We start from the raw sequence: 23,237 nt of genomic DNA, 5'->3' as shown, positions 1-23,237 counted from the left end.
TCGGTAGGGGTGCTGAGTCGGTGGGTCGGTGGTGCGGGTGGGTCAGGGAGTCAGGTGTGCGGCGAGCACCGGGCCGATGACGGCGAGCGCCTCGGAGCTCGTCATCGCGCCGTGGGTGCTCGGCACCTCGTGGACGTCGAGCCGGCCGCCCAGGTACGGGAGCCAGCCCTCCGGGTCGGGGGCGTCGGCCGGCCGGTCCTTGGCGGCGGTGAAGAACACCGCGTCGCCGTCGTAGCCGGGCAGCGGGAGCTCGTGGGACAGCTCGGCGTTGGCCTGGAAGACCGAGACCACCCGGGCCACCCCGGCGCCGCTGAGACCGGCGAGCGGACCCTCGTCGCCCTGGACGAGCGCGGCGTAGCCGTCCTCGTCGGCCGGCCAGGCGGTGACCTCCCCGGCCGGGTGGCCGAGCGAGTCGAGGATCACCGCGAGCTGCGCCGGGTCGTCCCGCCACCGCTCGGGCCCCGGCTCGCCGGTGCCCGGGTAGGCGTCCAGCAGGGCCAGCAGCCGGACCTCCTCGCCCTGCCGGCGCAGCAGCGCGGCGATCGCGTGGGCGACGGCCCCGCCGAAGGACCAGCCGAGCAGGGCGTACGGGCCCTCGGGACGGACGGCGCGGATCTGCGCGAGGTAGGTCCGGGCCAGCTCCTCGACCGAGGCCGGGTGCGCGGTCGGGTCGGCCAGGCCGGGGGCCTGGAGGCCGTAGACCGGCTGCTCGGCGTCGGTGTGCCGGAGCAGGCCGGTGTAGACCCAGCTGATGCCGGCGGCCGGGTGGACGCAGAACAGCGGCGGGCGCGAGCCGCGGGTGCGGATCGGCAGCAGGACGGGGAAGGTCTCCGCGGCCGGGCCCTGGGCGAGCCGCTCGGCCAGCCGGGCGACGGTCGGCGCCTCGAACAGGGTGCGGACGCCGACCGCGGAGTCCTCGCCGACCAGTTCGCGCAGGCCCGCGACCAGCCGGCTGGCCAGCAGCGAGTGTCCGCCGAGCTCGAAGAAGTTGTCGTCGACGCCGACCTTCTCCAGCCCGAGCAGGTCGGCGAACAGGCCGCAGAGCAGCTCCTCCTGGGGCGTCGAGGGCGCCCGCCCGGAGCCGAGCCAGGTGGTGTCGGGGGCCGGCAGGGCCTTGCGGTCGACCTTGCCGTTGGCGGTCAGCGGCAGGGCGTCCAGGGCGACGATCGCCGAGGGCACCATGTAGTCCGGCAGGGACGCGCCGACGTGGGCCCGCAGCTCGGCCTGGTCGACCGTCCGCCCGGGCTGGGCGACGGCGTAGCCGACCAGCCGGCGGTCGCCCGGGCGGTCCTCCCGGACCAGCACGAACGCCTGGGCCAGGGAGGGGTGCCGGGCGAGCACCGCCTCGATCTCGCCGGGCTCGATCCGGAAGCCGCGGATCTTGACCTGGTGGTCGGTGCGGCCCAGGTACTCCAGGGTGCCGTCGGCCTGGCGGCGGACCAGGTCGCCGGAGCGGTACATCCGGCTGCCGGGCGCGCCGTACGGGTCGGCGACGAAGCGCTCGGCGCTCTGGCCGGGCCGGTTGAGGTAGCCGCGGGCCAGGCCGGCGCCCGCGATGTACAGCTCGCCCTCGACCCCGGCCGGGACCGGCTGGAGCGCGGCGTCCAGCACGTAGAGCCGGGTGTCCAGCACGGGCCGGCCCATCGGCGGGGCGACCCGGCCGCTGAGCGGGCTGCTCATGCTGGCGCAGACGGTGGACTCGGTCGGGCCGTAGGCGTTGACCATCCGCAGCCGGGCCGACCAGTGCTCGACCAGGTCGGGCGGGCAGGCCTCGCCGGCGACCACCAGGGTGCCGCCCTCCGGCAGCGCGTCCGGGGCCAGGACGGCCAGCGCGGTCGGCGGCAGGGTCAGGTGGGTGACGCCCTGCTCGGCGATCAGCGCGGTCAGCGAGGGGCCGGGCAGCAGGTCGTCGGCGTGGCCGAGGACGGCCCGGGCGCCGGTGAGCAGCGCCATGCCCAGCTCCCAGACGGCCGCGTCGAAGGACGGCGAGGCGAACAGCAGCACCCGGCTGTCCGGGGTGACGGCCAGGCCCCGGCGCTGGCTCTCCACCATGGCGGCGAGGCCGGTGTGGGTGACCACCACGCCCTTGGGGCGGCCGGTGGAGCCCGAGGTGTAGATGACGTACGCGGCCGAGTGCGGGGTGATCGCGACGCCGGTGAGGTCGTGCGCAGAGTGGCCGGAGGCGTCCAGGTCCTCGATCAGCAGCCGCGGGACGGTGCTGTCCGCGAGCAGGTCGTCGACCAGCGCCTTGCTGGTGAGGACCAGCGCGGGCCGGGCGTCGTCCAGCATGTAGGCGATCCGGTCGGCCGGGTAGCGCGGGTCCAGCGGCTGGAAGACCGCGCCGGCCTTGAGCACGGCGAGCTGGGCGACGATCAGCTCGATCGAGCGCTCCAGGGCGATCGCGACGAACCGCTCGGGGGCCGCGCCGTGCTCGGTCAGCAGCCGGGCGAAGCGGTTGGCGCGCTCGTTCAGCTCGCGGTAGGTGACCCGCTCGGTGCCGAAGGAGAGCGCCACGGCGTCCGGGCGGGCGGCGGCCTGCGCCTCGAACAGGGCCGGGAAGGTGCCGAGCGGCAGGCCCTCCAGGGTGTCGTTCCAGCCGGTGAGCAGCTGCTCGCGCTCCTGCGGCGCCAGCACCTCGACCCGGCCCACCCGCTGGTCCGGGTCGGCCAGCACCGCGCGCAGGGCGCGCTCGAAGCGGGCGGCGGTGGCCTCGGCGGTGGCCCGGTCGAACAGGTCGACGGCGTACTCGACGGTCAGACCCAGCCCGGCGGGCGCGCCGGCCGCGTCGAAGCTCTCGCTGAAGGCGAAGGTCAGGTCGAACTTGGCGAGGTCCGAGTCCAGTTGCTCGACCCGGCCGGGCAGGCCGCCGAGGCTGATCCCCTCGGCGTCGCCGCCGGAGGTCAGCATCACCTGGCAGAGCGGGTGGCGGGCGGTGGAGCGCACCGGGTTGAGCAGCTCGACCAGCCGCTCGAAGGGCACGTCCTGGTGCTCGAAGGCGTCCAGGGTGGTGACCCGGACGCGCTCCACCAGCTCCCGGAAGGTCGGGTCGCCGGAGGTGTCGGTGCGCAGCACCAGCGTGTTGACGAAGAAGCCGACCAGGTCCTCCAGCGCCTCGTCGGTGCGCCCGGCCACCACGGTGCCGATCGGCAGGTCGGTGCCCGCGCCGATCCGGCCCAGCGTGGTGGCCAGCGCGGCCTGCATCACCATGAACACGCTGGCCCGGCTCCGCTGCGCCAACTCGACCAGGGAGGCGTGGAGCCCGGCGTCCATCCGGAGCTCGACGGCGGCGCCGCGGCGGCTCGGGGCGGCCGGGCGGTGGCGGTCGAAGGGGAGCGTCAGCTCCTCCGGGAGGTCGGCCAGGGCCCGCTGCCAGTAGGCGAGCTGGTCGGTCAGCAGGGCGCTGGGCCGCTCGTCGGTGCCGAGCAGCTCGTGCTGCCAGAGGGTGTAGTCGGCGTACTGCACCGGCAGCGGCCGCCAGTCGGGGGCGGTGCCGGCGATCCGGGCCCGGTACGCCTCGGCGAGGTCGCGCAGCAGCGGGACCACGGACCAGCCGTCGGTGGCGATGTGGTGCATCAGCACCAGCAGGACGTGCTCGTCGCCCGGCAGCGAGAGCAGGGTGGCGCGCACCGGCAGGTCGCGGGCGAGGTCGAAGACCTGTGAGCCGGCCTCGGCGAGCGCCGCCGCGAGCTCCTCCTCGGTGGCCACCGGCACGGTGTGCAGCGGGAGTCCGGGGTTCTCCAGGAGCAGCTGGTGCGGCTGCCCGTCGGTGGTCGGGTAGACGGTGCGCAGCACCTCGTGGCGGTCGAGCACGTCGGTCAGGGCCGCCTGGAGGGCGGCGGTGTCGATCCGGCCGGTCAGCCGGACCGCGCACGGGGTGTTGTAGAGCGCGCTCGGGCCCTCGAACTGGTCGATGAACCAGAGGCGTCGCTGCGCGGGCGAGAGCGGGACGCGCTCGGGCCGCCGGACCGGCCGCAGCGCCGGACGGGCGGCGCCCGGGGCGGGCAGGGCGGCGGCCAGGGCGGCCACGCTGGGGGCGTCGAACAGTGCCCGGACGGGCAGTTCGGTGCCGAGCGCGGTGCGGATGCGGCTGACCAGCTTGGTGGCGAGCAGCGAGTGGCCGCCCAGGTCGAAGAAGCTGTCGTCGATCCCGATCCGGTCCAACCCGAGGACGTCGGCGAAGAGTTCGCAGAGCGCGCGCTCGGTGTCGGTGCGCGGGGCGCGGCCCTCGGCCGCCCCGGTGTAGTCGGGGGCGGGCAGGGCGCGGCGGTCGACCTTGCCGTTGGCGGTCACCGGGAGGGCGTCGAGGACGACCACCGCGGCGGGCAGCATGTAGCTGGGCAGGCTGTCGGCGACGGCGGCGCGCAGCTCGGCGGGAGTGCCCTCGCCGGTGGCGTAGACCACCAGGCGCTTGTCGCCGGGCTGGTCCTCGCGGACCACGGCGAAGGCCTGGCCGACGGTCGGCAGGGCGGTGAACGCGCCCTCCACCTCGCCGAGTTCGATCCGGAAGCCGCGGATCTTCACCTGGTCGTCGGCCCGGCCGAGGAACTCCAGCAGGCCGTCGGCGGTCCAGCGGACGAGGTCGCCGGTGCGGTACATCCGGCTGCCGGGCTCGCCGAACGGGCAGGCCACGAAGCGCTCGGAGGTCAGGCCGGGGCGTCCGACGTAGCCGCGGGCCAGGCCGGCCCCGGCGATGTACAGCTCGCCGGCCACGCCGGCCGGCACCGGGCGCAGCGCGGTGTCCAGCACGTACGGCCGGGTGTTGGCCAGCGGGCGGCCGATCGGCACCACGGCGGGGACGGGCTCGCCCGGCTCCATGGTGAAGGTGGTCTTGATGGCGGTGGTCTCGGTGGGCGCGTACACCGCGACCACGGAGGTGTCCGGGCAGGCCCGGTGGATCCGGCGGACGGACTCCGGCGGGACGACGTCGCCGCCGGTCCACACCTGCCGCACGTGCCGGAAGGCGGCCGGGTCCTCGTCGGCCATCAGCCGCAGCAGGCCGGACGGGGCCTGGACCAGGGTCACCCGGTGGGTGGTGACGGTCTCGGCGAGGCGGCGGATGTCCAGTTCGCCGGGCTCGGCGAGCACGATCGCCCCGCCGGTGACCAGCGGCGCCCAGATCTCGGTGGTGGAGGCGTCGAAGGCGGTGGGCGAGTGCAGCAGCACCCGCTCGTGGTGGCCGGCCCGGAACTGCGGGTTGCCCAGCAGGTCCACCACGTTGCGGTGGGTGACGGCGACGCCCTTGGGCACCCCGGTCGAGCCCGAGGTGTACATCACGTAGACCAGCTGGCCGGGCAGGACCGGCACGCCGGGGTTGCCCGCCGCCGAGGCCCCGGCGAGCAGCGCGTCGGTGACCTCCAGGGTGGCGAAGCCCTCGGTGGCGAGCACCGGGTGGCCCTGGTGGGCCGGGTCGACGAGCAGCAGGCCGGTACGGGTGTCGGCGAGGATGTGCTGGAGCCGGTCCAGCGGGTAGCGGTCGTCCAGCGGGACGTAGGTGCCGCCCGCCTTGGCGATCGCGAGGACGGCGGTGAGCAGTCCGGCGGAGCGCTCCATCAGCACCGCGACCGGCTGTTCGGTGGCCAGGCCGCGCTCCAGCAGCAGGGCGGCGAGCCGGTTGGCGCGGTCGTTCAGCTCGGCGTAGTCGAGCCGTTCGGTGTCGGAGACCAGGGCGAGGGCGTCGGGGGTGGCGGCGGCCTGGGCCTCGAACAGCCGGGGCAGGCTCTGCTCGGCGACCGGGGCGGCCGGCCCGTTCCAGCCGGTGAGCAGCTGCTCGCGCTCGGCCGGGTCGAGGATCTCGATGCCGCCGATCGGCGCGTCCGGGGTGGCGACGGCGGCGCGCAGCACGCGCACCAGCCGCTCGGCGACGGAGACGGCGGTGGCGTGGTCGAAGAGGTCGGCCGCGTAGTCCACGGCGGCGCGCACGCCCAGGCAGGTGCCGTCGGCCGCGAGCCGCTCGACGAAGTTGAAGTTGAGGTCGAACTGGGCCTGGGCCTCGCCGACCTCGACCGGGGTGCCCACCGCGGCGCCGAAGACGAGGTCCTCGGCCCGCTCCGCGTTCAGGGTGACGACGGTCTGGAAGAGCGGGTGGCGGGCCGGGGTGCGGGTCGGGTTGAGGTGTTCGACCAGGCGCTCGAAGGGGATGTCCTGGTGGTCGTAGGCGTCCAGGTCGGTGCGGCGGACCCGGTCGAGCAGTTCCCGGAAGGTCGGGTCGCCGCTGGTGTCGGTGCGCAGCAGCAGGGTGTTGACGAAGAAGCCGACCAGGTCGTCCAGGGCCTCGTCGGTGCGGCCGGCCACCGGGGTGCCGAGCGGCAGGTCGGTGCCGGCGCCGAGGCGGGTGTAGAGGACGGCGACCGCGGCCTGCAGCGCCATGAACAGGCTGGCGTGCCGGCTGGAGGCCAACTCGGTCAGCCCGGCGTGCAGTTCGGCGTCGAGCTCGAACTCCGCGGCGCCGCCGCGGCGGCTCGGCAGGGCCGGGCGCGGTCGGTCGTAGGGGAGCGCCAGCTCCTCCGGCAGGCCGGACAACTCCTTCTGCCAGTGCGCGAGTTGCAGCGAGACGACACTCTCCGGGTCGTCCTCCTCGCCGAGCAGCTCGCGCTGCCAGAGGGTGTAGTCGGCGTACTGCACCGGCAGCGGCTCCCACTGCGGCTCGGCGCCGGCGGTCCGGGCCCGGTAGGCCTCGGCGAGGTCGCGGAAGAGCGGGGCGACCGACCAGCCGTCGCTGGCGATGTGGTGGGTGAGCAGCAGCAGGACGTGCTCGTCCGGCGTGGGCAGGGAGTACAGCCAGGCCCGGACGGGCAGGTCGGCGGCGAGGTCGAAGACCTGCCCGGCCGCCTCGCGCATCAGCTCGTGCAGCTCGGCCTCGTCGGCCGCCGGCACCCGGTGCAGCGGCGGGCGGCCCTCGGCGAGGATGTGCTGGTGGGGCTGGCCGTCGGTGGTGGGGAAGACGGTGCGCAGCACCTCGTGCCGGTCCACCACGTCCCCGAGCGCGTCCTCGAGGGCGGCGGCGTCGAGCCCGCCGGTCAGCCGGAGGGCGAACGGAGTGTTGTAGAGGGCGCTCGGGCCCTCGAACTGTTCGATGAACCAGAGCCGCTGCTGGGCGAACGACAACGGGATCAAGGTCTGCCTCCGACTGGCGACGTACGGCTGCTGGGGCTGGTGGGGCGGTGGTGTCTGGTGCGGCACGGCGGTCGTGCGGCGGGCGCGGGCCGCCACCGGTGGGCGGCCCGCGTCCCGCCTCCGGTCAGTCCTGGCCGGGGCGGCGCATCCGTCGCAGGGCCGGGCGGGCCTTCTTCGGCGCGGGCGCCTCCTCGCCCCCGGGCAGGACGGCGGCGAGGGCGGCGACCGTGGGCGCGTCGAACAGGGTGCGGATCGGCAGCTCCGCGCCGAGGGTGGTGCGGATGCGGCTGACCAGCCGGGTGGCGAGCAGCGAGTGGCCGCCGAGGTCGAAGAACCGGTCGTCGATGCTGACCGTCGGCACGCCCAGCACCTCGGCGAACAGGGCGCACAGCTCCCGCTCGCGCTCGGTGCGCGGGGCGCGGCCCTCGGCCGCCCCGGCGTACTCGGGGGCGGGCAGGGCCCTGCGGTCGACCTTGCCGTTGGCGGTGACCGGCAGGCTGTCCAGGACGACCACGGCGGCCGGGAGCATGTAGCCGGCCAGGCGGTCCGCGACGAAGGCGCGCAGTTCGCCGTCGGTGGCCTTGCCGGTGGCGTACACCACCAGGCGCTTGTCGCCCGGCTGGTCCTCGCGGACCACCGCGAGTGCCTGGCCGACGCCCTCGTGGGCGGTGAACGCGGCCTCCACCTCGCCGAGTTCGATCCGGAAGCCGCGGATCTTCACCTGGTCGTCGGCCCGGCCGAGGAACTCCAGCACGCCGTCCGCCGTCCAGCGGGCGAGGTCGCCGGTGCGGTACATCCGGCTGCCCGGCCCGTCGAAGGGGCAGGCGACGAAGCGCTCGGCGCTGAGCGCCGGGCGGCCGACGTAGCCGCGGGCCAGGCCGGCCCCGGCGATGTACAGCTCGCCCGCCACCCCGGCCGGCACCGGCTGCAGGCCGGCGTCCAGCACGTACAGCCGGGTGTTGGCCAGCGGGCGCCCGATCGGCACCGTGCTCGGCACCGCCGCGGCGTCGGGCATCGGGTACTGGGTGGCGCACAGGGTGGTCTCGGTGGGCCCGTAGAGCGCCCGCACCGCGATGCCCGGGACGGCCTCCAGCACCCGGCGCACGGCCGGGGCGGAGACCACGTCGCCGCCGGTCAGCACCTCGCGCACACCGGCGAAGATGCCCGGGTCCTCCTCCGCGATGACCCGGAACAGGCCGGCGGTGACGTGCACGTGGGTGAGCGCGTGGACCCGGACCAGCTGCCGGATGGCGGCCGCGTCCAGGTCGCCCTGCGGTGCGACGACCACCTGGCCGCCGGAGAGCAGCGGCACCCAGATCTCGTAGGTCGAGGCGTCGAAGGCGTGCGGCGCGTGGAACAGCACCCGCAGGCCCTCGTCGTGCCGCCAGCACGGGTCGGTGGCGAGCTGCACCACGTCCCGGTGGCTGATCGCGATGCCCTTGGGCTCCCCGGTGGAGCCGGAGGTGAACATCACGTACGCGAGCTGCTCCGGGTGGGGCGCGGCCCGGTGGGCGCGCCGCTCGCGCGGACCGTCGAACCAGCCCGGGGTGAGCGGCAGGACGGGGCAGGGGGCGTCGGCGGCCAGCGGGTGGTCGCGGTGCGCCGGGTCGACCAGGACGAGCGCGGCGGCCGTCTCGGCGGTGATCCGGCGCAGCCGCTCGGCCGGGTGACGGTCGTCCAGCGGGACGTAGGTGCCGCCCGCCTTGGCCACCGCGAGGATCGCCGTCAGCAGGTCGGCGGAGCGGTCCATCAGCAGGACCACCGGCGTCTCGGCGCCGACCCCGGCGCCGGCCAGGTGGGCCGCCAGGTGCTCGGCCCGGGACTCCAGTTCGGCGTAGCTGAGGGTGCCGTCCTCGGCGGCCACGGCCGGCGCGTCGGGGGTGGCGGCGGCCCGCGCCTCGAACAGCTCCGCCAGGGTCGTGTCCGGGAAGGGCGCGGCGGTGTCGTTCCAGCCGGTGAGCAGCTGCTCGCGCTCGGCCGGGTCGAGGACCTCGATGCCGCCGATCGGCGCGTCCGGGGCGGCGACGGCGGCGCGCAGCACCCGCAGCAGCCGCTCGCCGACGGCGGCCGCGGTGGCGTGGTCGAAGAGGTCGGCCGCGTACTCGACCGCCACCGTCAGACCCGCCTGCGGGCCCTGCTCGGTGAAGCGGAAGGACAGGTCGAACTTGGCCACGTCCAGCTCGAAGGGGTGCTCCGCGCAGCCCAGGCCGCCGAAGGAGTCCGGCACCGTGACCCGGCTCTCCAGGGCCACCAGGGTCTGGAAGAGCGGGTGGCGGGCCGGGGTGCGGGTCGGGTTGAGGTGTTCGACCAGGCGCTCGAAGGGGATGTCCTGGTGGTCGTAGGCGTCCAGGTCGGTGCGGCGGACCCGGTCGAGCAGTTCCCGGAAGGTCGGGTCGCCGCTGGTGTCGGTGCGCAGCAGCAGGGTGTTGACGAAGAAGCCGACCAGGTCGTCCAGGGCCTCGTCGGTGCGGCCGGCCACCGGGGTGCCGAGCGGCAGGTCGGTGCCGGCGCCGAGGCGGGTGTAGAGGACGGCGACCGCGGCCTGCAGCGCCATGAACAGGCTGGCGTTCTGCGCTGCCGCCAACTCGCCGAGAGCACTGTGCAGTTCGGCGTCGACGGCGACCTCCACCAGGCCGCCCCGGTGCCCCGGCACGGCCGGGCGCGGACGGTCGTAGGGGAGCGCCAGCTCCTCCGGGGCGTCGGCCAGGGCCTGCTGCCAGTAGGCGAGTTGGCCGTTCAGCAGGGCGCTGGGCTGTTCCTCGGTGCCGAGCAGTTCGCGCTGCCAGAGGGCGTAGTCGGCGTACTGCACCGGCAGCGGCGCGCGGTCCGGCGCGCTGCCGGCGGTCCGGGCCCGGTAGGCCTCGGCGAGGTCGCGGAAGAGCGGGGCGACCGACCAGCCGTCGCTGGCGATGTGGTGCATCAGCACCAGCAGGACGTGCTCGTCGTGCGGCAGCGACAGCAGGGTGGCGCGCACCGGCAGGTCGTGGGCGAGGTCGAAGACCTCCTCGCCGGCCGTGACCAGCGCGGTCCGCAGCTCCGCCTCGTCCGCCACCCGCACCTGGCGCAGGGACAACTCGTCAGCGTCGGTGACCAGTTGGTGCGGGCGGCCGTCGACGGTCGGGAAGACGGTGCGCAGCACCTCGTGCCGGCGCACCACGTCCCGGACCGCCTCCTCCAGGGCGGGGACGTCGACGGCGCCGGTGAGCCGGACCGCGACCGGGGTGTTGTAGAGCGCGCTCGGACCCTCGAACTGCTCGATGAACCAGAGGCGTTGCTGGGCCGAGGAGAGCGGCACGCGCTCCGGCCGCTCGGCCGGCCGCAGGGCCGGACGGGCCGCCGCGGAGTCGGGCAGCGCGGCGGACAGCAGGGCCACCGTCGGGTTGTCGAAGAGGGCGCGGATCGGCAGCTCGGCGCCGAGGCCGGCCCGGATGCGGCTGACCAGCTTGGTGGCGAGCAGCGAGTGGCCGCCGCGGTCGAAGAAGTTGTCGTCGATGCTGATCCGGGTGAGCCCCAGCACCTCGGCGAACAGCCCGCACAGGGCCTGCTCGGTGGCGTTGCGCGGCTCGCGGCCGCCGTCGGCGCCGTTGTAGTCGGGCGCGGGCAGGGCCTTGCGGTCCACCTTGCCGTTGGGGTTCACCGGCAGCTCGTCGAGGACCACGATCGCGGCCGGCAGCATGTAGCCGGGCAGCCGCTCGGTGACGAAGTCGCGCAGTTCCTCGGACCGCACCTCGCCGGTGACGTACGCGACCAGGCGCTTGTCGCCCGGCTGGTCCTGGCGGACCGCCACGCAGACCTGGCCGACCGCCGGGTGGGCGGTGAACGCCGCCTCCACCTCGCCGAGTTCGATCCGGAAGCCGCGCAGCTTCACCTGGTCGTCCGCTCGACCGACGAACTCCAGTTCGCCCGTGGGCGTCCAGCGCACCACGTCGCCGGTGCGGTACATCCGGCTGCCGGGCTCGCCGAACGGGCAGGCGACGAAGCGCTCGGAGGTCAGGCCGGGGCGGCGGACGTAGCCGCGGGCCAGGCCGGAGCCGACGATGTACAGCTCGCCGGCCACGCCGACCGGCACCGGGCGCAGCCCGGCGTCCAGCACGTACAGCCGGTTGTTGGGCAGCGGCCGGCCGATCGGGACGATGTTCGGCACCTCGGCGGCCGAGGTCATCGGGAAGTGCGTGGCGAAGGTGGTCGTCTCGGTCGGCCCGTAGACGTTGATCAGCCGCAGTCCGGGGCAGGTGTCCAGCACCCGCCGCATGGCGACCGGCGAGGCGATGTCGCCGCCCGTCCACACCTCGTGCAGCCCGGCGAAGGTCTCCGGGGCCTCGGCGGCCAGCACGTTGAAGAGGCCGACGCTGATCCAGGCCGAGGTGGTCCGCTCGTGGCCGATCACCGCCGCCAGCTCGGCGATGCCCAGCCGGCCGGCCGGGGCGATCACCAGCTGGCCGCCGGAGAGCAGCGGGGTCCAGATCTCGTAGGTGGAGGCGTCGAAGGCGGAGGGGGCGTGCACCGGGAGCCGCTCGTGGCCGCCGCCGGTGAACTGCCCGCCGAGCGCGAGGTCCACCACGGCGCGGTGGGTGATGGCGATGCCCTTGGGCACGCCGGTCGAGCCGGAGGTGTGCATCACGTACACCAACTGGTCGGCCCGCTGCGGCAGTCCGAGGTTCTCCGGGTGCTCCTCGGCGTGCGGGTTGAGCACCGTCAGTCCGGCCAGCGCGGGGTGGTCGCGGTGCGCGGCGTCGGCCAGCACCAGCTCGGCGCCGGCGTCGGCGAGGACGGTCCGCAGCCGGTCCGTCGGCTGGGCGTCGTCCAGCGGCACGTACAGGCCGCCGGCCTTGAGCACGGCCAGGATCGCCACGATCTGGGCGGCCGAGCGGTCGATCATCAGGGCGACCGGGGTCTCCCGGACGACCCCGGCCTCGACCAGCCGCCGCGCCAGGCCGTTGGCCCGGGCGTTGAGCTGGGCGTAGGTGAGCTCGGCGTCGTCGGCGGTGAGCGCGATCGCGTCCGGGGCGGCGGCGACCCGGGCCTCGAACAGCTCGGGCAGCGAGCCCTCCGGCAGCGGGGTGCTGGTGCCGCTCCACCCGGTGACCAGCTCGGCGCGCTCGGCCTCGGTCAACACCTCGACGGTGCCGACGAGTTCGGCCGGGTCGGCGACGATCCGGTCGAGCAGCGCGAGGAAGCGGTCCAGGAAGGCGCGGGCCTCCTCGGAGTCGAAGGCGTCCGGCTGGTGGTCCAGGCGCAGCTGGAGGCCGTCGCCGGGGGTGAGGGCGAGCACCAGCGGGTAGTGGGCGCTGTCGACGTCCTCGACCAGGGTGACGCGGGTGGCGCCGCTCGGGTCGGCGTCGTCCAGGGCGGACGGGTCCGGGTAGTTGCCGTACACCGTGACGGTGTCGAACAGGCTGCCCATCCCGGCGAGTTGCTGGATCTCGGTGAGGCTGAGGTGCTGGTGGTCCAGCAGGGCGGACTGCTCGTGCTGGAGGCGCAGCAGGAGCTGGCCCCAGCTCTCCGCCGGGTCCAGGCGCACCCGCACCGGGACGGTGTTGATGAGCAGGCCCATCATCCGCTCCACGCCCGGCAGGTCGTGCGGCCGGCCGGAGACGGTGGTGCCGAACAGCACGTCCTCGCGCCCGGTGAGCCGGGCCAGCAGCACGCCCCAGGCCGCCTGGACCAGGGTGTTGAGGGTGACGCCGTAGCGGCGGGCGGTGCGGGACAGCGCCTCGGTGGTCTCCGGGCTGAGCCCGGTGTGCAGGCGCAGCGGCAGCTGCGGGGCGCCGGCGGAGCGGCCGGGGGCGAGCAGGGTGGGCTCGTCGGCGCCGGCCAGGGCCTGGGCCCAGGCGGCGCGGGCGGCCGCGCCGTCGCGCCGGGTGATCCAGCGCAGGTACTCGCGGTACGGGGCCGCCGGGGCCAGCGGCTGCTCGAAGTACAGGCCCCACAGCTCCTCGGCGAACAGCGGGGTGGACCAGCCGTCCAGCAGGATGTGGTGCGCGGAGGCGATCAGTTGGTGGCGCTCGGGGGCGAGCCTGAGCAGGGTGTAGCGCAGCAGCGGCGGGCGGTCGAGGTCGAAGCGCCGGCCGTACTCGGCGGCGGCGATCCGGGCGGCCTCGGCCCGCGGGTCGGCGTGGGCGCTCAGGTCGACGACGGTGAAGGGCAGTTCGACGCCGTCCGGGACGACCTGCACGGGCGGGCCGTCGTGCCGCTGGTGGAACGCGGCCCTGAGGTTCGGCTGGCGGACCAGCAGCGCCTCGGCGGCGGCGCGCAGCCGCTCGGCGTCCACCGGGCCGGTGAGATCGAAGGTCACGACCGAGGTGTAGACGTCCGCGCCGTCGGCGTCGTACGCCGAGTGGAAGGCCATGCCCTGCTGGAGCGGCGAGGTGGGCCAGACGTCCGCCAGGCGGGCGGGGGCGTGGTGGGCGGCGAGCCCGTCCAGCTCGTCCTGGGTGACGGTGACCAGCGGGAAGTCGGAGGGGGTGTGCCCGCCGGCGTCCGGCCGCTCGGCGTGCTCGGCGAGCGCGCCCAGCGCGGCGAACCAGGCCTCGGCGAAGGCGCGCACCCGCTCCTCGGAGAGCAGTCCGGTGGCGTAGGACCACTGGGCGACCAGCAGCGGGCCCTGCGGGGTGTCCACGGTGGTGGCGTCCAGGCCGAGCACCCGGCCGAGCGCGAGGCCGGTCGCGGCGCCCTCGCTCATCGCCTCGGTGCCGGCCAGCACGTCCTCGGCGGTGACGCCCTCGGGCGCGAAGCGGCCCAGGTAGTTGAACTCGATCTGCGGGTCGGCGCAGGTTTCGAGGACGGCGGCGGTGGCCGGGTTGAGGTGGCGCAGCAGGCCGAAGCCGATGCCGTTGTCCGGGACGGCGCGCAGCTGCTCCTTCACCCGGCCGAGGGCCCGGCCGAGCTCGGGGCCGGCCGCGGTGACCTCGGACCAGTCCAGCTCCCCGGGGGCGAGCCGGACGGGGTAGACGGAGGTGAACCAGCCGGCGGTGCGGTGCAGGTCGACGTCGTCGACGATCTCCTCGCGGCCGTGGCCCTCCACGGTGACCAGCACGGCGCCGTCCGGCCCGGTGGTGTCCCGGCCGCGCCAGTGGCCGAGGGCCAGCGCGAGACCGGTCAGCAGCACGTCGTTGACCTGGGCGTGGTAGGCGGTGGTGACCTTGGTGAGCAGCGCCTGGGTGGTCTCGGCGGGCAGCACCAGCCGCAGCAGGCCCTCGGTGGCGTAGGTGTCCTGCGCCGGGTCCAGCGGACGGTCGCCGAGCAGCGGGTCCGGGGTGTCCAACGCGGCCTGCCAGAACGGCAGTTCGGCGGCCCGGCGGTCGGTCTGCGCCTCGGCGGTGAGCCGCTGCGCCCAGCGGCGGAAGGAGGTGGGCACCGGCGCGAGCTCGACGGCGCGGTCCTCGCGGAGCGCGGCGAGCGCGCCGAGCAGGTCCTCCTCGACGATGCGCCAGGTGACGCCGTCCACCACCAGGTGGTGGATCACCAGCAGCAGCTGCGAGGGCTGCTCCGGGCCGGCGTCGAAGCGCACGGCCTGGACCATCCGGCCGTCCTCGGGGGACAGCCGCCCGCGGGCGGCGGCGGTCTCGGCGCGCAGCGCCTCCGCGGTGGCCGGGCCCTCGACCGGGCGCAGCACGCCGTCGGCGGGGACGGTGCCGGGCTCGGGCACGTGCAGCGTCCACGGGCGCTCGGCGAGCGGGGAGGTGCGGGCGCGGAACAGGTCGTGGTGGTCGAGCAGCGCCTGGACGGCGGTGGTCAGGTGCTCCTGCGTGGTGCCGGCGGGCAGGGTGAGCAGGGTGGACTGGTAGAAGCTCTCGACCGCGCCGTGCTGCGCCGCCAGCCAGTGCACGATCGGCGTCGGCGGTACCTCGCCGAGGCCGGCCCCGGCGGGCTCGACGACGACCGGCCCCTCCAGCGGACGGGCGATCTGCGCCAGCGCCTCGACGGTCGGGGCGAGGAACACCTCGCGCGGGGTGAGCTGGAGGCCCGCGTGCCGGGCCCGGGAGACCAGCTGGATGGCCACGATGGAGTCGCCGCCCAGCTCGAAGAAGGAGTCCGTGACGCCGACCCGGGGCAGGCCCAGGACCTCGCCGAACAGCCGGACGAGGGTGTGCTCCAGCTCCCCGGCGGGGGCCCGGCCGTCCTCCTCGCCGGCGCCGAACACCGGCGCGGGCAGGGCGCGCTTGTCCACCTTGCCGTTGGGGGTGAGCGGCAGCCGGTCGAGCACCACGACGGTGGGCACCATGTGGTCGGGCAGCCGCTCGGCGCAGTACGCCCGCAGCTCGGCCGGGTCGGCGGCGCCGACGGTGTAGCCGACCAGCCGGCGCTCGCCGGGGCGGTCCTCGCGGACCAGGACGACGGCCTGGCGCACCTCGGGGTGGGCGGAGAGGGTCTGCTCGATCTCGCCGAGCTCCACCCGGAAGCCGCGGATCTTCACCTGGTCGTCGGCCCGGCCGAGGAAGTCCAGCTGGCCGTCCGGGCGGTAGCTGCCGAGGTCACCGGTGCGGTACATCCGCTCGCCGGGCCCGCCGTACGGGTCGGCCACGAAGCGCTCGGCGGTCAGGCCTGGGCGGTTCAGGTAGCCGCGGGCCAGGTGCGGGCCGGCGAGGTACAGCTCGCCCACGGTGCCCGGCTCGACCGGGCGCAGCAGCTCGTCCAGCACGTGGATGCGCACGTCCTGGCAGGGCCGGCCGATCGGGGGCAGCTCCTCGCCGGTGAGCGGCTCGCTCATGCTGACGATGACGGTGGCCTCGGTGGGCCCGTAGCTGTTGAGCATCAGCCGGCCGCGGCCGCAGCGGGCGGCCAGCTCGCGGGAGACCGCCTCGCCGCCGCCGATCAGGGTGCGCAGCGAGGGCATCGGCAGGTCGGGCAGGGTGGAGATCATCGCGGTGGCGACGTCGGCGTGGGTGACGCCGAACCGGTCGATCAGGGCGGCCAGCGACTCGCCGACCAGCTGGCTCTGGTCGCTCGGCAGCACCAGGGCGGCGCCGGTGGTGAGCGACACCGACAGGTCGGAGACGGAGACGTCGAAGCTGAGCGAGGAGGCCTGGAGCACCCGGCTGCCGGGGCCGACCCCGGTGGCGGCGACCTGGGTGCCGACCATGCTGGGCAGCCCGGTGTGGGTGACGGCCACGCCCTTGGGCACGCCGGTGGAGCCGGAGGTGTAGATGACGTACGCGGTGTTCAGCGCGCTGACCGGCCGGATCCGCTCGGCGGCGGTGAAGGGCGCGGCGTCCCGGGCGGCGAGGTCCGCCAGGTGCTCGGCGGAGTCGATCAGCAGCCGGGGCGCGCCGGTGGCGGGCAGCTGCCCGGCGGCCGCGGCGGTGGTGAGCACCAGGGCGGCACGGGAGTCGGTCAGCATGTGGCGCAGCCGCTCGGCCGGGTAGGCCGGGTCGGCGGGCAGCCAGGCGGCGCCGGTCTTGGCGACGGCGAGGATCGCGGCGATCGCCTCGGGGGACTTCGGCAGGGCCAGCGCGACGACGTCCTCGGTGCCCAGGCCGCGGGCGGCCAGCACCCGGGCCAGCCGGTTGGCGCGGGCGTCGAGTTCGGCGTACGTGAGGGTGGTTCCCTCGGCGTACAGCGCGGGGGCGTCCGGGGTGCGGGCGACCTGGGCGTCGACCAGCTCGGTGAGGGTGGGACGGGTGTCGGCGCCGGCCAGCCGGGTGGCCAGCGCGGCGGGGGTGGGGGCGTCCGACAGGACGGCCGGCGCCAGGCGGACGCCGAACTCGGCGTGCACCCGGGCCAGCAGCCGCTCGGCGGCGGGCTGGTCGCCGCCCAGGTCGAAGAAGCCCGCCGCGGGGTCGACCGACTCCCGGCCGAGCACCTCCGCGAACAGTCGGCACAGCACCTCGGCCGCTTCCGGCCGCTGCTCGGATCTGTGCGTCTGCTGGACCCCGGACATGTGACTCTCTCCCTCGTGCGGCTGGCCCCCGCGGTGACGGGAGCGGCGAGCTGGGTGACCCCGGGGCGGTCGGCCCGACGGTCGGCGGAGCGATGTTGCGGTCGTTGTGCGGTGCTGCGGTGTGCTTCGTGTGACGGCCGCGCGGCGCACCGGTGCGGTGCGGCGGTGCGGAGCGTGGGTACGCGCCGGTGCCGTTTGGTGCACGCGCGTAGACGTCGGACACGGGAACGTGCCGACGGCGGGACGGTGCGGCCGCGCGGCGGCGGGGTGTCGCGGGGGTGTGGTGACGCGGTGTCGGCGGGTTCCGGCGGATCGGTGGGCCGACGACCGGGGGAGCGGCCGGTTGGGCGGCGGCTCCGGTGTGGTGCTGCGCCGGGGGAGCGGCGGGCCGGGCCCGGGTGCCGAGGCGGGGAGGCCGGGTGAGCGGCCGCTCGGCGTGGAGCCCGTACGGGGACCGCGTGGAGTTCAGCGGTCCGTCGGTCGGTGCGCGGTGACCGGGGTCAGTGCTCGGACAGGTGGGCGATCAGGCTCTTCGGGCGCAGGTCCTGCCAGTTCTGCTCGACGTAGTCCAGGCAGTCCTGCCGTCCGGCGGCGCCGAACACCTGCTGCCAGCCTGCGGGCACCGGGCTGAAGGCCGGCCACAGCGAGTGCTGGCCCTCGTCGTTCACCAGGACGAGGTAGCTGGCCTCGGCGTCCTCGAACGGGTTAGCCATCGTCGGTTCCTCTCTGGATCGGAGCGTTGCGAGAAGGGGAGGAGCGGGCTGGTCGGACGGAGCCGCGGCTCACGCACCCCAGCCGGAGTCTTCGCTGGGACCGTGGTGGGTGGTGACGGAGACCGTGGACAGGGACTGCCCGGCGTGGAGTTGGAGGCCCACCACGGCGGCCAGCAGAACAGCGAGTATCCCGAGCATCTTGTGGACGCGTACGGCAAGGCTTGGCATCGCGAATTCCTCTTCCTGAGGAGGGCGGTCTGCCCTCTTCGCTCTGAAACGCATCCTGCCGAAGGCTCAAACGTGCTTGGAAGCTCTGACTGTGATCGTGAACACGCAATGCGGGAACCGGAAGCCCGGGCAGATCGTGTCAAAAGCAGACAGACATGATCCAAATCGCACCTGGCTCTGTCAGATCAGTGGTGGGAACTCTGATAGCGGGGACATCGGAGCGCGGGGGCGGGCACTCCGGCCCGCCGCAGCGAACCCCGGCGCAGTTCCTCCCGGACCGCGGGCCAGTCCTCGACCCACGGCCGGCCCGTCCCGGACGGCGACTCCAGGGCGAGCGTCGCCAGGTAGGCGCGTTTGAGCGCGGCCCGCTCGTCCTGCACCCGGCCCGCGGCCTGCTCGATCCGGCGCAGCCGGGCGTGCAACCGCTCCAGCGCGCCCCCGCCCGTCAACAGCCGCCGCGCCTCCGGGCCGAAGCGGAAGCCGGGCGCCAGCAGCGGCCAGGCCGCCCGCCACACCCGGAACACCTCGCGGTGGCTCGGCCCCCACTCCCGCTCGGCCTGGCCGAGCCGCTCCAGCGCGGCGGCCTCGGTCGGCGCCGTACAGGTCTCCCGCAGCGCCCGCGCCAGCGCGCCCCAGTCCTCGCCGGGCGCGTGCCGCAGCGCCGCGTGCAGCAGATGGGCCACCGAACCGTGCACCACCGTGCGCGGCCACTGCTCGGCCGCCGCCTCGGCCAGCACCGCGCCGGTGCCGCCCACCAGCACCCAGACCTCCCGCACCCCGCGCTCGGCGAGCCCGGCCAGCACCTGCGGCCACTCCTCCCCGTCCGCGGCCGGCCACAGGCCCAGCACCTCGCGCCGGCCCTCGACCGAGATCCCGAGCGCCAGGTGCACCAGCGGCCCGCCCGAGCGGCCGCTGCGCACCGAGTCGACGAAGACCACCGGGTAGACCGGGTCGAGCCGCCGCCCGCGCCGCTCGGCCAGCTCGTCGAGCACCTGGTCGGTGATGGCCGAGACGGTCTCCCGGCTGAGCTCCACGCCGTACACCTCGGCCAGGTGCGCCACCAGCTCGCCCGAGCTGAGGCCGCGCGCGGTCAGCGAGATCACCAGCCGGTCGAGCCCGGGCAGCCGACGGGCCCGGGGCAGCACGGACTTGGGGGTGAAGCTGCCGTCGCGGTCCCGGGGCACCCGCACCTCGACCGGACCGATCTCGGTGAGCAGCCGTCTGGCCCGGGCGCCGTTGCGGCCATTGGTGCCGGTACCGGAACCCGTACCGGAGCCGGAGCCGCGCAGGTGCTCCTGGAGTTCGAGCTCCAGGGCACCCTCGATCAGCTGCTTGGCGAAGGCCTGGAGGATCCCGCCGTCGCCCAGCAGCCGGACCGCGCCGGAGCCGACCTGTGCGGCGGCGGCCTCCGCCAACTGTCGTACCAGGCGCTGGTCCACCAGACCGGCGAGGGCGGCGGGCAGTGCCGCCGGGTCGGAGTCAGCTCGCAACTGGGGGTGCCTTCCGTCTGTAGGCCGTTCCATGCACCGGTCACCCGCTCCCGGCGCCCCGGGCGGGACACCAGGTGCGATGCGCCGGCAATCCCCCGGTCACCGCCGCCGGGTGAGGCCGCGTCCGCGACCGTCACCGTCGGCTCCCCCACTTGCGTGCACGCCCGACTACCGTCAGCCGATGATTTCCGCGCCCATTGGGCGTACACTCACGGCTGTCGGAGCCCGGGGGGCGGCCTCCGAACGGCAGTCGATTCCATCTTGCCGGTTCGGATGCCTGGCGGTAGCCGGTACGGGCATTCGTGAAATCGCAATGCCGAAGCCGGAAGGATGCCCAGATGTGCCCAACCCAGGACAACTGCGCGGAAACGGGAACCCCCCAGCTCTGCGACCGGGGCATCGAGTTCTACCGCATCGCGCTGGCGGAGGGGGAGGCGACCGGTGAGGCGCCCGAATGCCTGCTCGCGATGGGTCTGCTGCGTCCGCTGCCCGGCTCGGGCGAACGGCTGGCCCCCGTCCCGCCCGACATCGCCGCCACCGGTTTAACGCGACCGATCGAACTCGCCGTCCTGGCCCAGCAGGAGCGGCTCGCCGAACTGCACACCTCCTTCACCGCCGCCGAGCACGCCTACCGGGACGTCATGCGCCGGGCACAGTTGCCGATCCGGCTGCTGGCCGGCGAGGAGATCAACCCCGCGCTGGAGAAGGCCGTCGCCGGCTGCACCGAGGAGCTGCTCACCGCCCAGCCCGGCGGCGGCCGCGCCCCCGAGCGACTGGCCGACGCGCTCCCGCGCGACCTCGCCCTGGCCGACCGCGGCGTCCGCCAGCGCACCCTCTACCAGCACACCGTGCGCTCGCACGGCCCGACGCTGGCGTACATCGAGCAGGTCACCGCCAAGGGCGCCCAGGTGCGCACCCTGCACGAGGTCTTCGACCGGGTGATCATCTGCGACCGCTCCACCGCCTTCATCCCGGCCGGCGCCGACCGGGAGGCCGCAGCGATCCTCATCCAGCTCCCGCCGCTGGTCGAGTACCTGCTCAAGATCTTCGAGCTGATGTGGGACCGCGCCGAGCCGGTCACCTACCAGCAGGGCCACCACCGGCCCCGGCTGCTGACCGCCCGCACCCGCCAGAACGTGCTGCGGCTGATGGTCAACGGCTACACCGACGAGGCCATCGCCTCCCGCCTCGGGATGAGCACCCGCACCGTCTCCAGCCACATCCAGAAGGCCAGCGAACTCCTCGGCAGCCGTAGCCGCGGCCACCTCGGCTACATCATCGCCCGCCAGGGCGTCCTCGACGAACCCCTCGACGAGCTCTGAGGGCCGACGCCGCGGACCGGGGAGCCCCGGGGGCCGACGGCACGACGGAGCGGGCCCGGCGGAACCACCGCCGGGCCCGCTCGATGTGGTGCGGAGGAGAGCCCTGGTCAGCCGGCCGGAAGGACCGCCGGCCGGGGGAACGTCATCGGCGGTGCCTCACTTGGTGGTGGCCAGCAGGCCGCGGTTGCGCAGCACCCGGCGCTCGACGGGAGTGAAGACGAGGAGTTCGATGGCGATGCCGACGAAGAGGATGAGGATGATGCCGAGCAGGACGCCGGACATGTCGGAGAACTCGCGCTGGTCCTCCAGGAACCGGCCCAGGCCCCGGCCGAGGTCGGGGGAGGAGGCGACGAGTTCGGCGGCCATCAGGGAGCGCCAGGAGAACGCCCAGCCCTGCTTGAGGCCGGCGAGGTAGCCGGGCAGGGCGGCGGGGATGAGGACGTGGCGGGCGCCGGTGAGGCCGGTGGCGCCGATGGTGCGTCCGGCGCGCAGGAACAGCGGCGGCACCTGGTCGATGCCGGCCACCAGGCCGTTGGCGATGGAGGGGACGGCGCCGAGGAGGATGACGGCGTACATCATCGAGTCGTTGATGCCGAGCCAGATGACGGCGGCGGGCACCCAGGCCACCGAGGGCAGTGACTGCAGGCCCTGCAGGACGGGGCCTATCGCGGTGCGCACGGGCTTGATGCGGGCGACGACGAGGCCGATCGGGGTGCCGATGACGACGGCGAGGAGGAAGCCGGACAGGCCGCGCCAGACGCTGGTCCAGATGATGGAGAGCAGGGTGCCCTGGTACCAGAGGTCCTGCGCGGAGCGCCAGACATCCGCCGGGCTGGGCAGCTTGTAGGAGGACGTGAACTCCAGGCTGTACGCCCCCTGCCACAGCGCGAGCACCACGAGCACGCCGATCAGCGGCGGCAGCGCCTTGGTCCGCAGGGCCTCACCGAACGAACCGCGCTGCGCGGTGACGGCGTCCAGGGCGTCCAGGCCCGCGCCGACGCCGGCGGTGTCGCCGGTGGCGCGCTCAGGACGGTCGGCCCCGTCGGTCCGTCCGGGCCGACCGGTTCGTCCGGCCGGGTCCGTCGGATCCGTCCGGACGAGGACGGGGGTGGTGTCAGTGCTGGCCATGGCGACGGATCTCCCCACGCAGTTCTTCGGTGATCTCGATGGACAGGTCGGCGACGCCGGAGGATTCGATGCGGCGCGGCTGGGGCAGGTCTATGCGCCATTCGCGGGCGACGCGGCCGGGGCGGGAGGAGAGCAGGACGACGCGTTGGGCGAGCCGGACGGCCTCGCGCACGTTGTGGGTGACGAACAGGACGGACAGCCGGCGTTCGGCCCAGATCCGGGTGATCTCGTCGTGGAGGACGTCGCGGGTGATGGCGTCGAGGGCGGCGAACGGTTCGTCCATCAGGAGGACCTCGCTGCCCTGGGCGAGTGCCCGGGCCATAGCGACGCGCTGGCGCATGCCGCCGGACAGCTCGTGCACCCGCTTGCCGTACGCGCCGTTCAGCCGGACGAGTTCGAGGAGGCGCTCGGCCTCGGGGCGGCGCTCGGCGCGGGGCAGGCCGGCGAGTTTGAGGGCGAGTTCGATGTTCTTCCCTGCGGTCAGCCAGGGGAAGAGGGCGTGTTCCTGGAACATCAGGGCGGGGCGGCCGCCGGTCACCTCGATGTCGCCGGCGGTGGGCCGGTCGAGGCCGGCGACCAGGTTGAGCAGGGTGGACTTGCCGCAGCCCGAGGCGCCGAGCAGGGTGACGAACTCGCCGGGGGCGACGTCGAGGGTGATGTCGTCCAGGACGTGGGTCTGGGCTCCGGGGCGGCCGAAGGACTTGTGCACGTGCGAGATCCGGACGGCGGATCCGTTGGTGCGGGCCGCCGTGGCGTCCGGTGCGGTGGTCAGGGCCGGACTCATGCGCGTTCCTCGCTTCGCTCGGCAGGGGCGATCGCCCACGCGCGCCTCTTCATGGTCCGCTCGCTGCGCTCGCTCACTGCGGGCACCTCCTGCGTGAGTGGTCTGTCGATGTCTGCGGGGCCGTGGTCCGGGCCCGCCCGTTCCGGTGGGCATCGACCGGGATCGTCCGGGCGGGGCGGGGCCGGACCGCGGAGTCCGTGGTGGAACCTCCGTGCCCTCGGTGGCACTTGGGGCCGATTGCCGGTGTTGCCGGTGCTACTTGGTGTCGAGCCCGGCGTCCGTGACGGCGGCCTGGCCCTGGGCGGCGAGGACCTTGTTCAGCAGGGTGAGGTCGTAGATGCCGTTGAGGTCGGGCTTCTTGAGGAGCCCGGCGGTGACGGCGTGGTCGGCCTCGGCCTGCAGGGTGTTCGCCAGCGGGTCGTCCAGGAAGTCGATGTCGGCCCAGGCCGGGTCGAGGATCGCGGGCTCCAGCGAGTTGCCGGCTTCCTTCTTGATCGCCTCGTTGGCGTCGGCCTTGGCCTTCTCGGAGTCGGCCTTGATGAAGGCGTTGGTCTTCACCGAGCCGCGCAGCACGGCCTC

7 protein-coding genes and 2 pseudogenes are annotated in these 23,237 nt (G+C 74.8%); 1 reads left to right on the top strand and 8 read right to left on the bottom strand.

All coding sequences use genetic code 11. The features are described from left to right. Positions 1–42: 42 nt before the first annotated feature. The 5 genes and pseudogenes from ACIQI7_RS33230 to ACIQI7_RS33210 all read right to left on the bottom strand — a co-directional run. Positions 43–7,110 (bottom strand): annotated as a pseudogene (locus ACIQI7_RS33230) (amino acid adenylation domain-containing protein); the annotation flags it as partial. A 127-nt stretch (positions 7,111–7,237) separates the two neighbouring features. Next, the gene (locus ACIQI7_RS33225; RefSeq protein WP_401117314.1) at positions 7,238–16,993 is read right to left on the bottom strand and encodes an amino acid adenylation domain-containing protein; all 9,756 of its coding nucleotides are present in this window, start codon (positions 16,991–16,993) and stop codon (positions 7,238–7,240) included. 500 nt (positions 16,994–17,493) lie between these two features. After that, entirely contained in the window at positions 17,494–17,706 is a 213-nt protein-coding gene (locus ACIQI7_RS33220; RefSeq protein WP_387758642.1) for an MbtH family protein, read from the bottom strand. Positions 17,707–17,775: 69 nt separating this feature from the next. Continuing rightward, on the bottom strand, positions 17,776–17,934 hold the full coding sequence (locus ACIQI7_RS33215) for a hypothetical protein (RefSeq protein WP_401117311.1): 159 nt from the start codon (positions 17,932–17,934) through the stop codon (positions 17,776–17,778). Between the two features lie 185 nt (positions 17,935–18,119). Further along, positions 18,120–19,424, bottom strand: coding sequence for an IS256 family transposase (locus tag ACIQI7_RS33210; RefSeq protein WP_401117309.1), 1,305 nt, complete (start codon positions 19,422–19,424; stop codon positions 18,120–18,122). 338 nt (positions 19,425–19,762) lie between these two features. Here ACIQI7_RS33210 and ACIQI7_RS33205 point away from each other — a divergent pair, with 338 nt between their 5' ends. Next, positions 19,763–20,746: a LuxR C-terminal-related transcriptional regulator gene (locus ACIQI7_RS33205; RefSeq protein ID WP_387758646.1), complete on the top strand. Its 984-nt coding sequence runs from the start codon at positions 19,763–19,765 to the stop codon at positions 20,744–20,746. 156 nt (positions 20,747–20,902) lie between these two features. On the opposite strand, the gene ACIQI7_RS33200 is transcribed toward ACIQI7_RS33205, so the two are convergent. From ACIQI7_RS33200 to ACIQI7_RS33190, 3 genes and pseudogenes are all read right to left on the bottom strand, one after another. Then, complete coding sequence (locus ACIQI7_RS33200) at positions 20,903–21,874, bottom strand: ABC transporter permease (RefSeq protein ID WP_401117306.1); 972 nt, start codon at positions 21,872–21,874, stop codon at positions 20,903–20,905. After that, the gene (locus ACIQI7_RS33195; RefSeq protein WP_401117304.1) at positions 21,861–22,658 is read right to left on the bottom strand and encodes an ABC transporter ATP-binding protein; all 798 of its coding nucleotides are present in this window, start codon (positions 22,656–22,658) and stop codon (positions 21,861–21,863) included. Before ACIQI7_RS33195 ends, ACIQI7_RS33200 begins: the two co-directional genes overlap by 14 nt. Before the next feature lie 255 nt (positions 22,659–22,913). Beyond that, positions 22,914–23,237 (bottom strand): annotated as a pseudogene (locus tag ACIQI7_RS33190) (sulfate ABC transporter substrate-binding protein); the annotation flags it as partial.

It is taken from the genome of Kitasatospora sp. NPDC092039 (assembly GCF_044756065.1).
In the GTDB taxonomy this organism is placed as follows: Bacteria; Actinomycetota; Actinomycetes; order Streptomycetales; family Streptomycetaceae; genus Kitasatospora.
The sequence above is the reverse complement of the archived record's forward strand: the minus strand, read 5'-3'. Positions and strand labels throughout refer to the sequence as shown.

Coding starts and splice junctions, on each gene's coding strand:
- ACIQI7_RS33225 (WP_401117314.1), bottom strand. CDS start 16,993: ATGTCCGGGGTCCAGCAGACGCACAGATCCGAGCAGCGGCCGGAAGCG.
- ACIQI7_RS33220 (WP_387758642.1), bottom strand. CDS start 17,706: ATGGCTAACCCGTTCGAGGACGCCGAGGCCAGCTACCTCGTCCTGGTG.
- ACIQI7_RS33215 (WP_401117311.1), bottom strand. CDS start 17,934: ATGCCAAGCCTTGCCGTACGCGTCCACAAGATGCTCGGGATACTCGCT.
- ACIQI7_RS33205 (WP_387758646.1), top strand. CDS start 19,763: ATGTGCCCAACCCAGGACAACTGCGCGGAAACGGGAACCCCCCAGCTC.
- ACIQI7_RS33200 (WP_401117306.1), bottom strand. CDS start 21,874: ATGGCCAGCACTGACACCACCCCCGTCCTCGTCCGGACGGATCCGACG.
- ACIQI7_RS33195 (WP_401117304.1), bottom strand. CDS start 22,658: ATGAGTCCGGCCCTGACCACCGCACCGGACGCCACGGCGGCCCGCACC.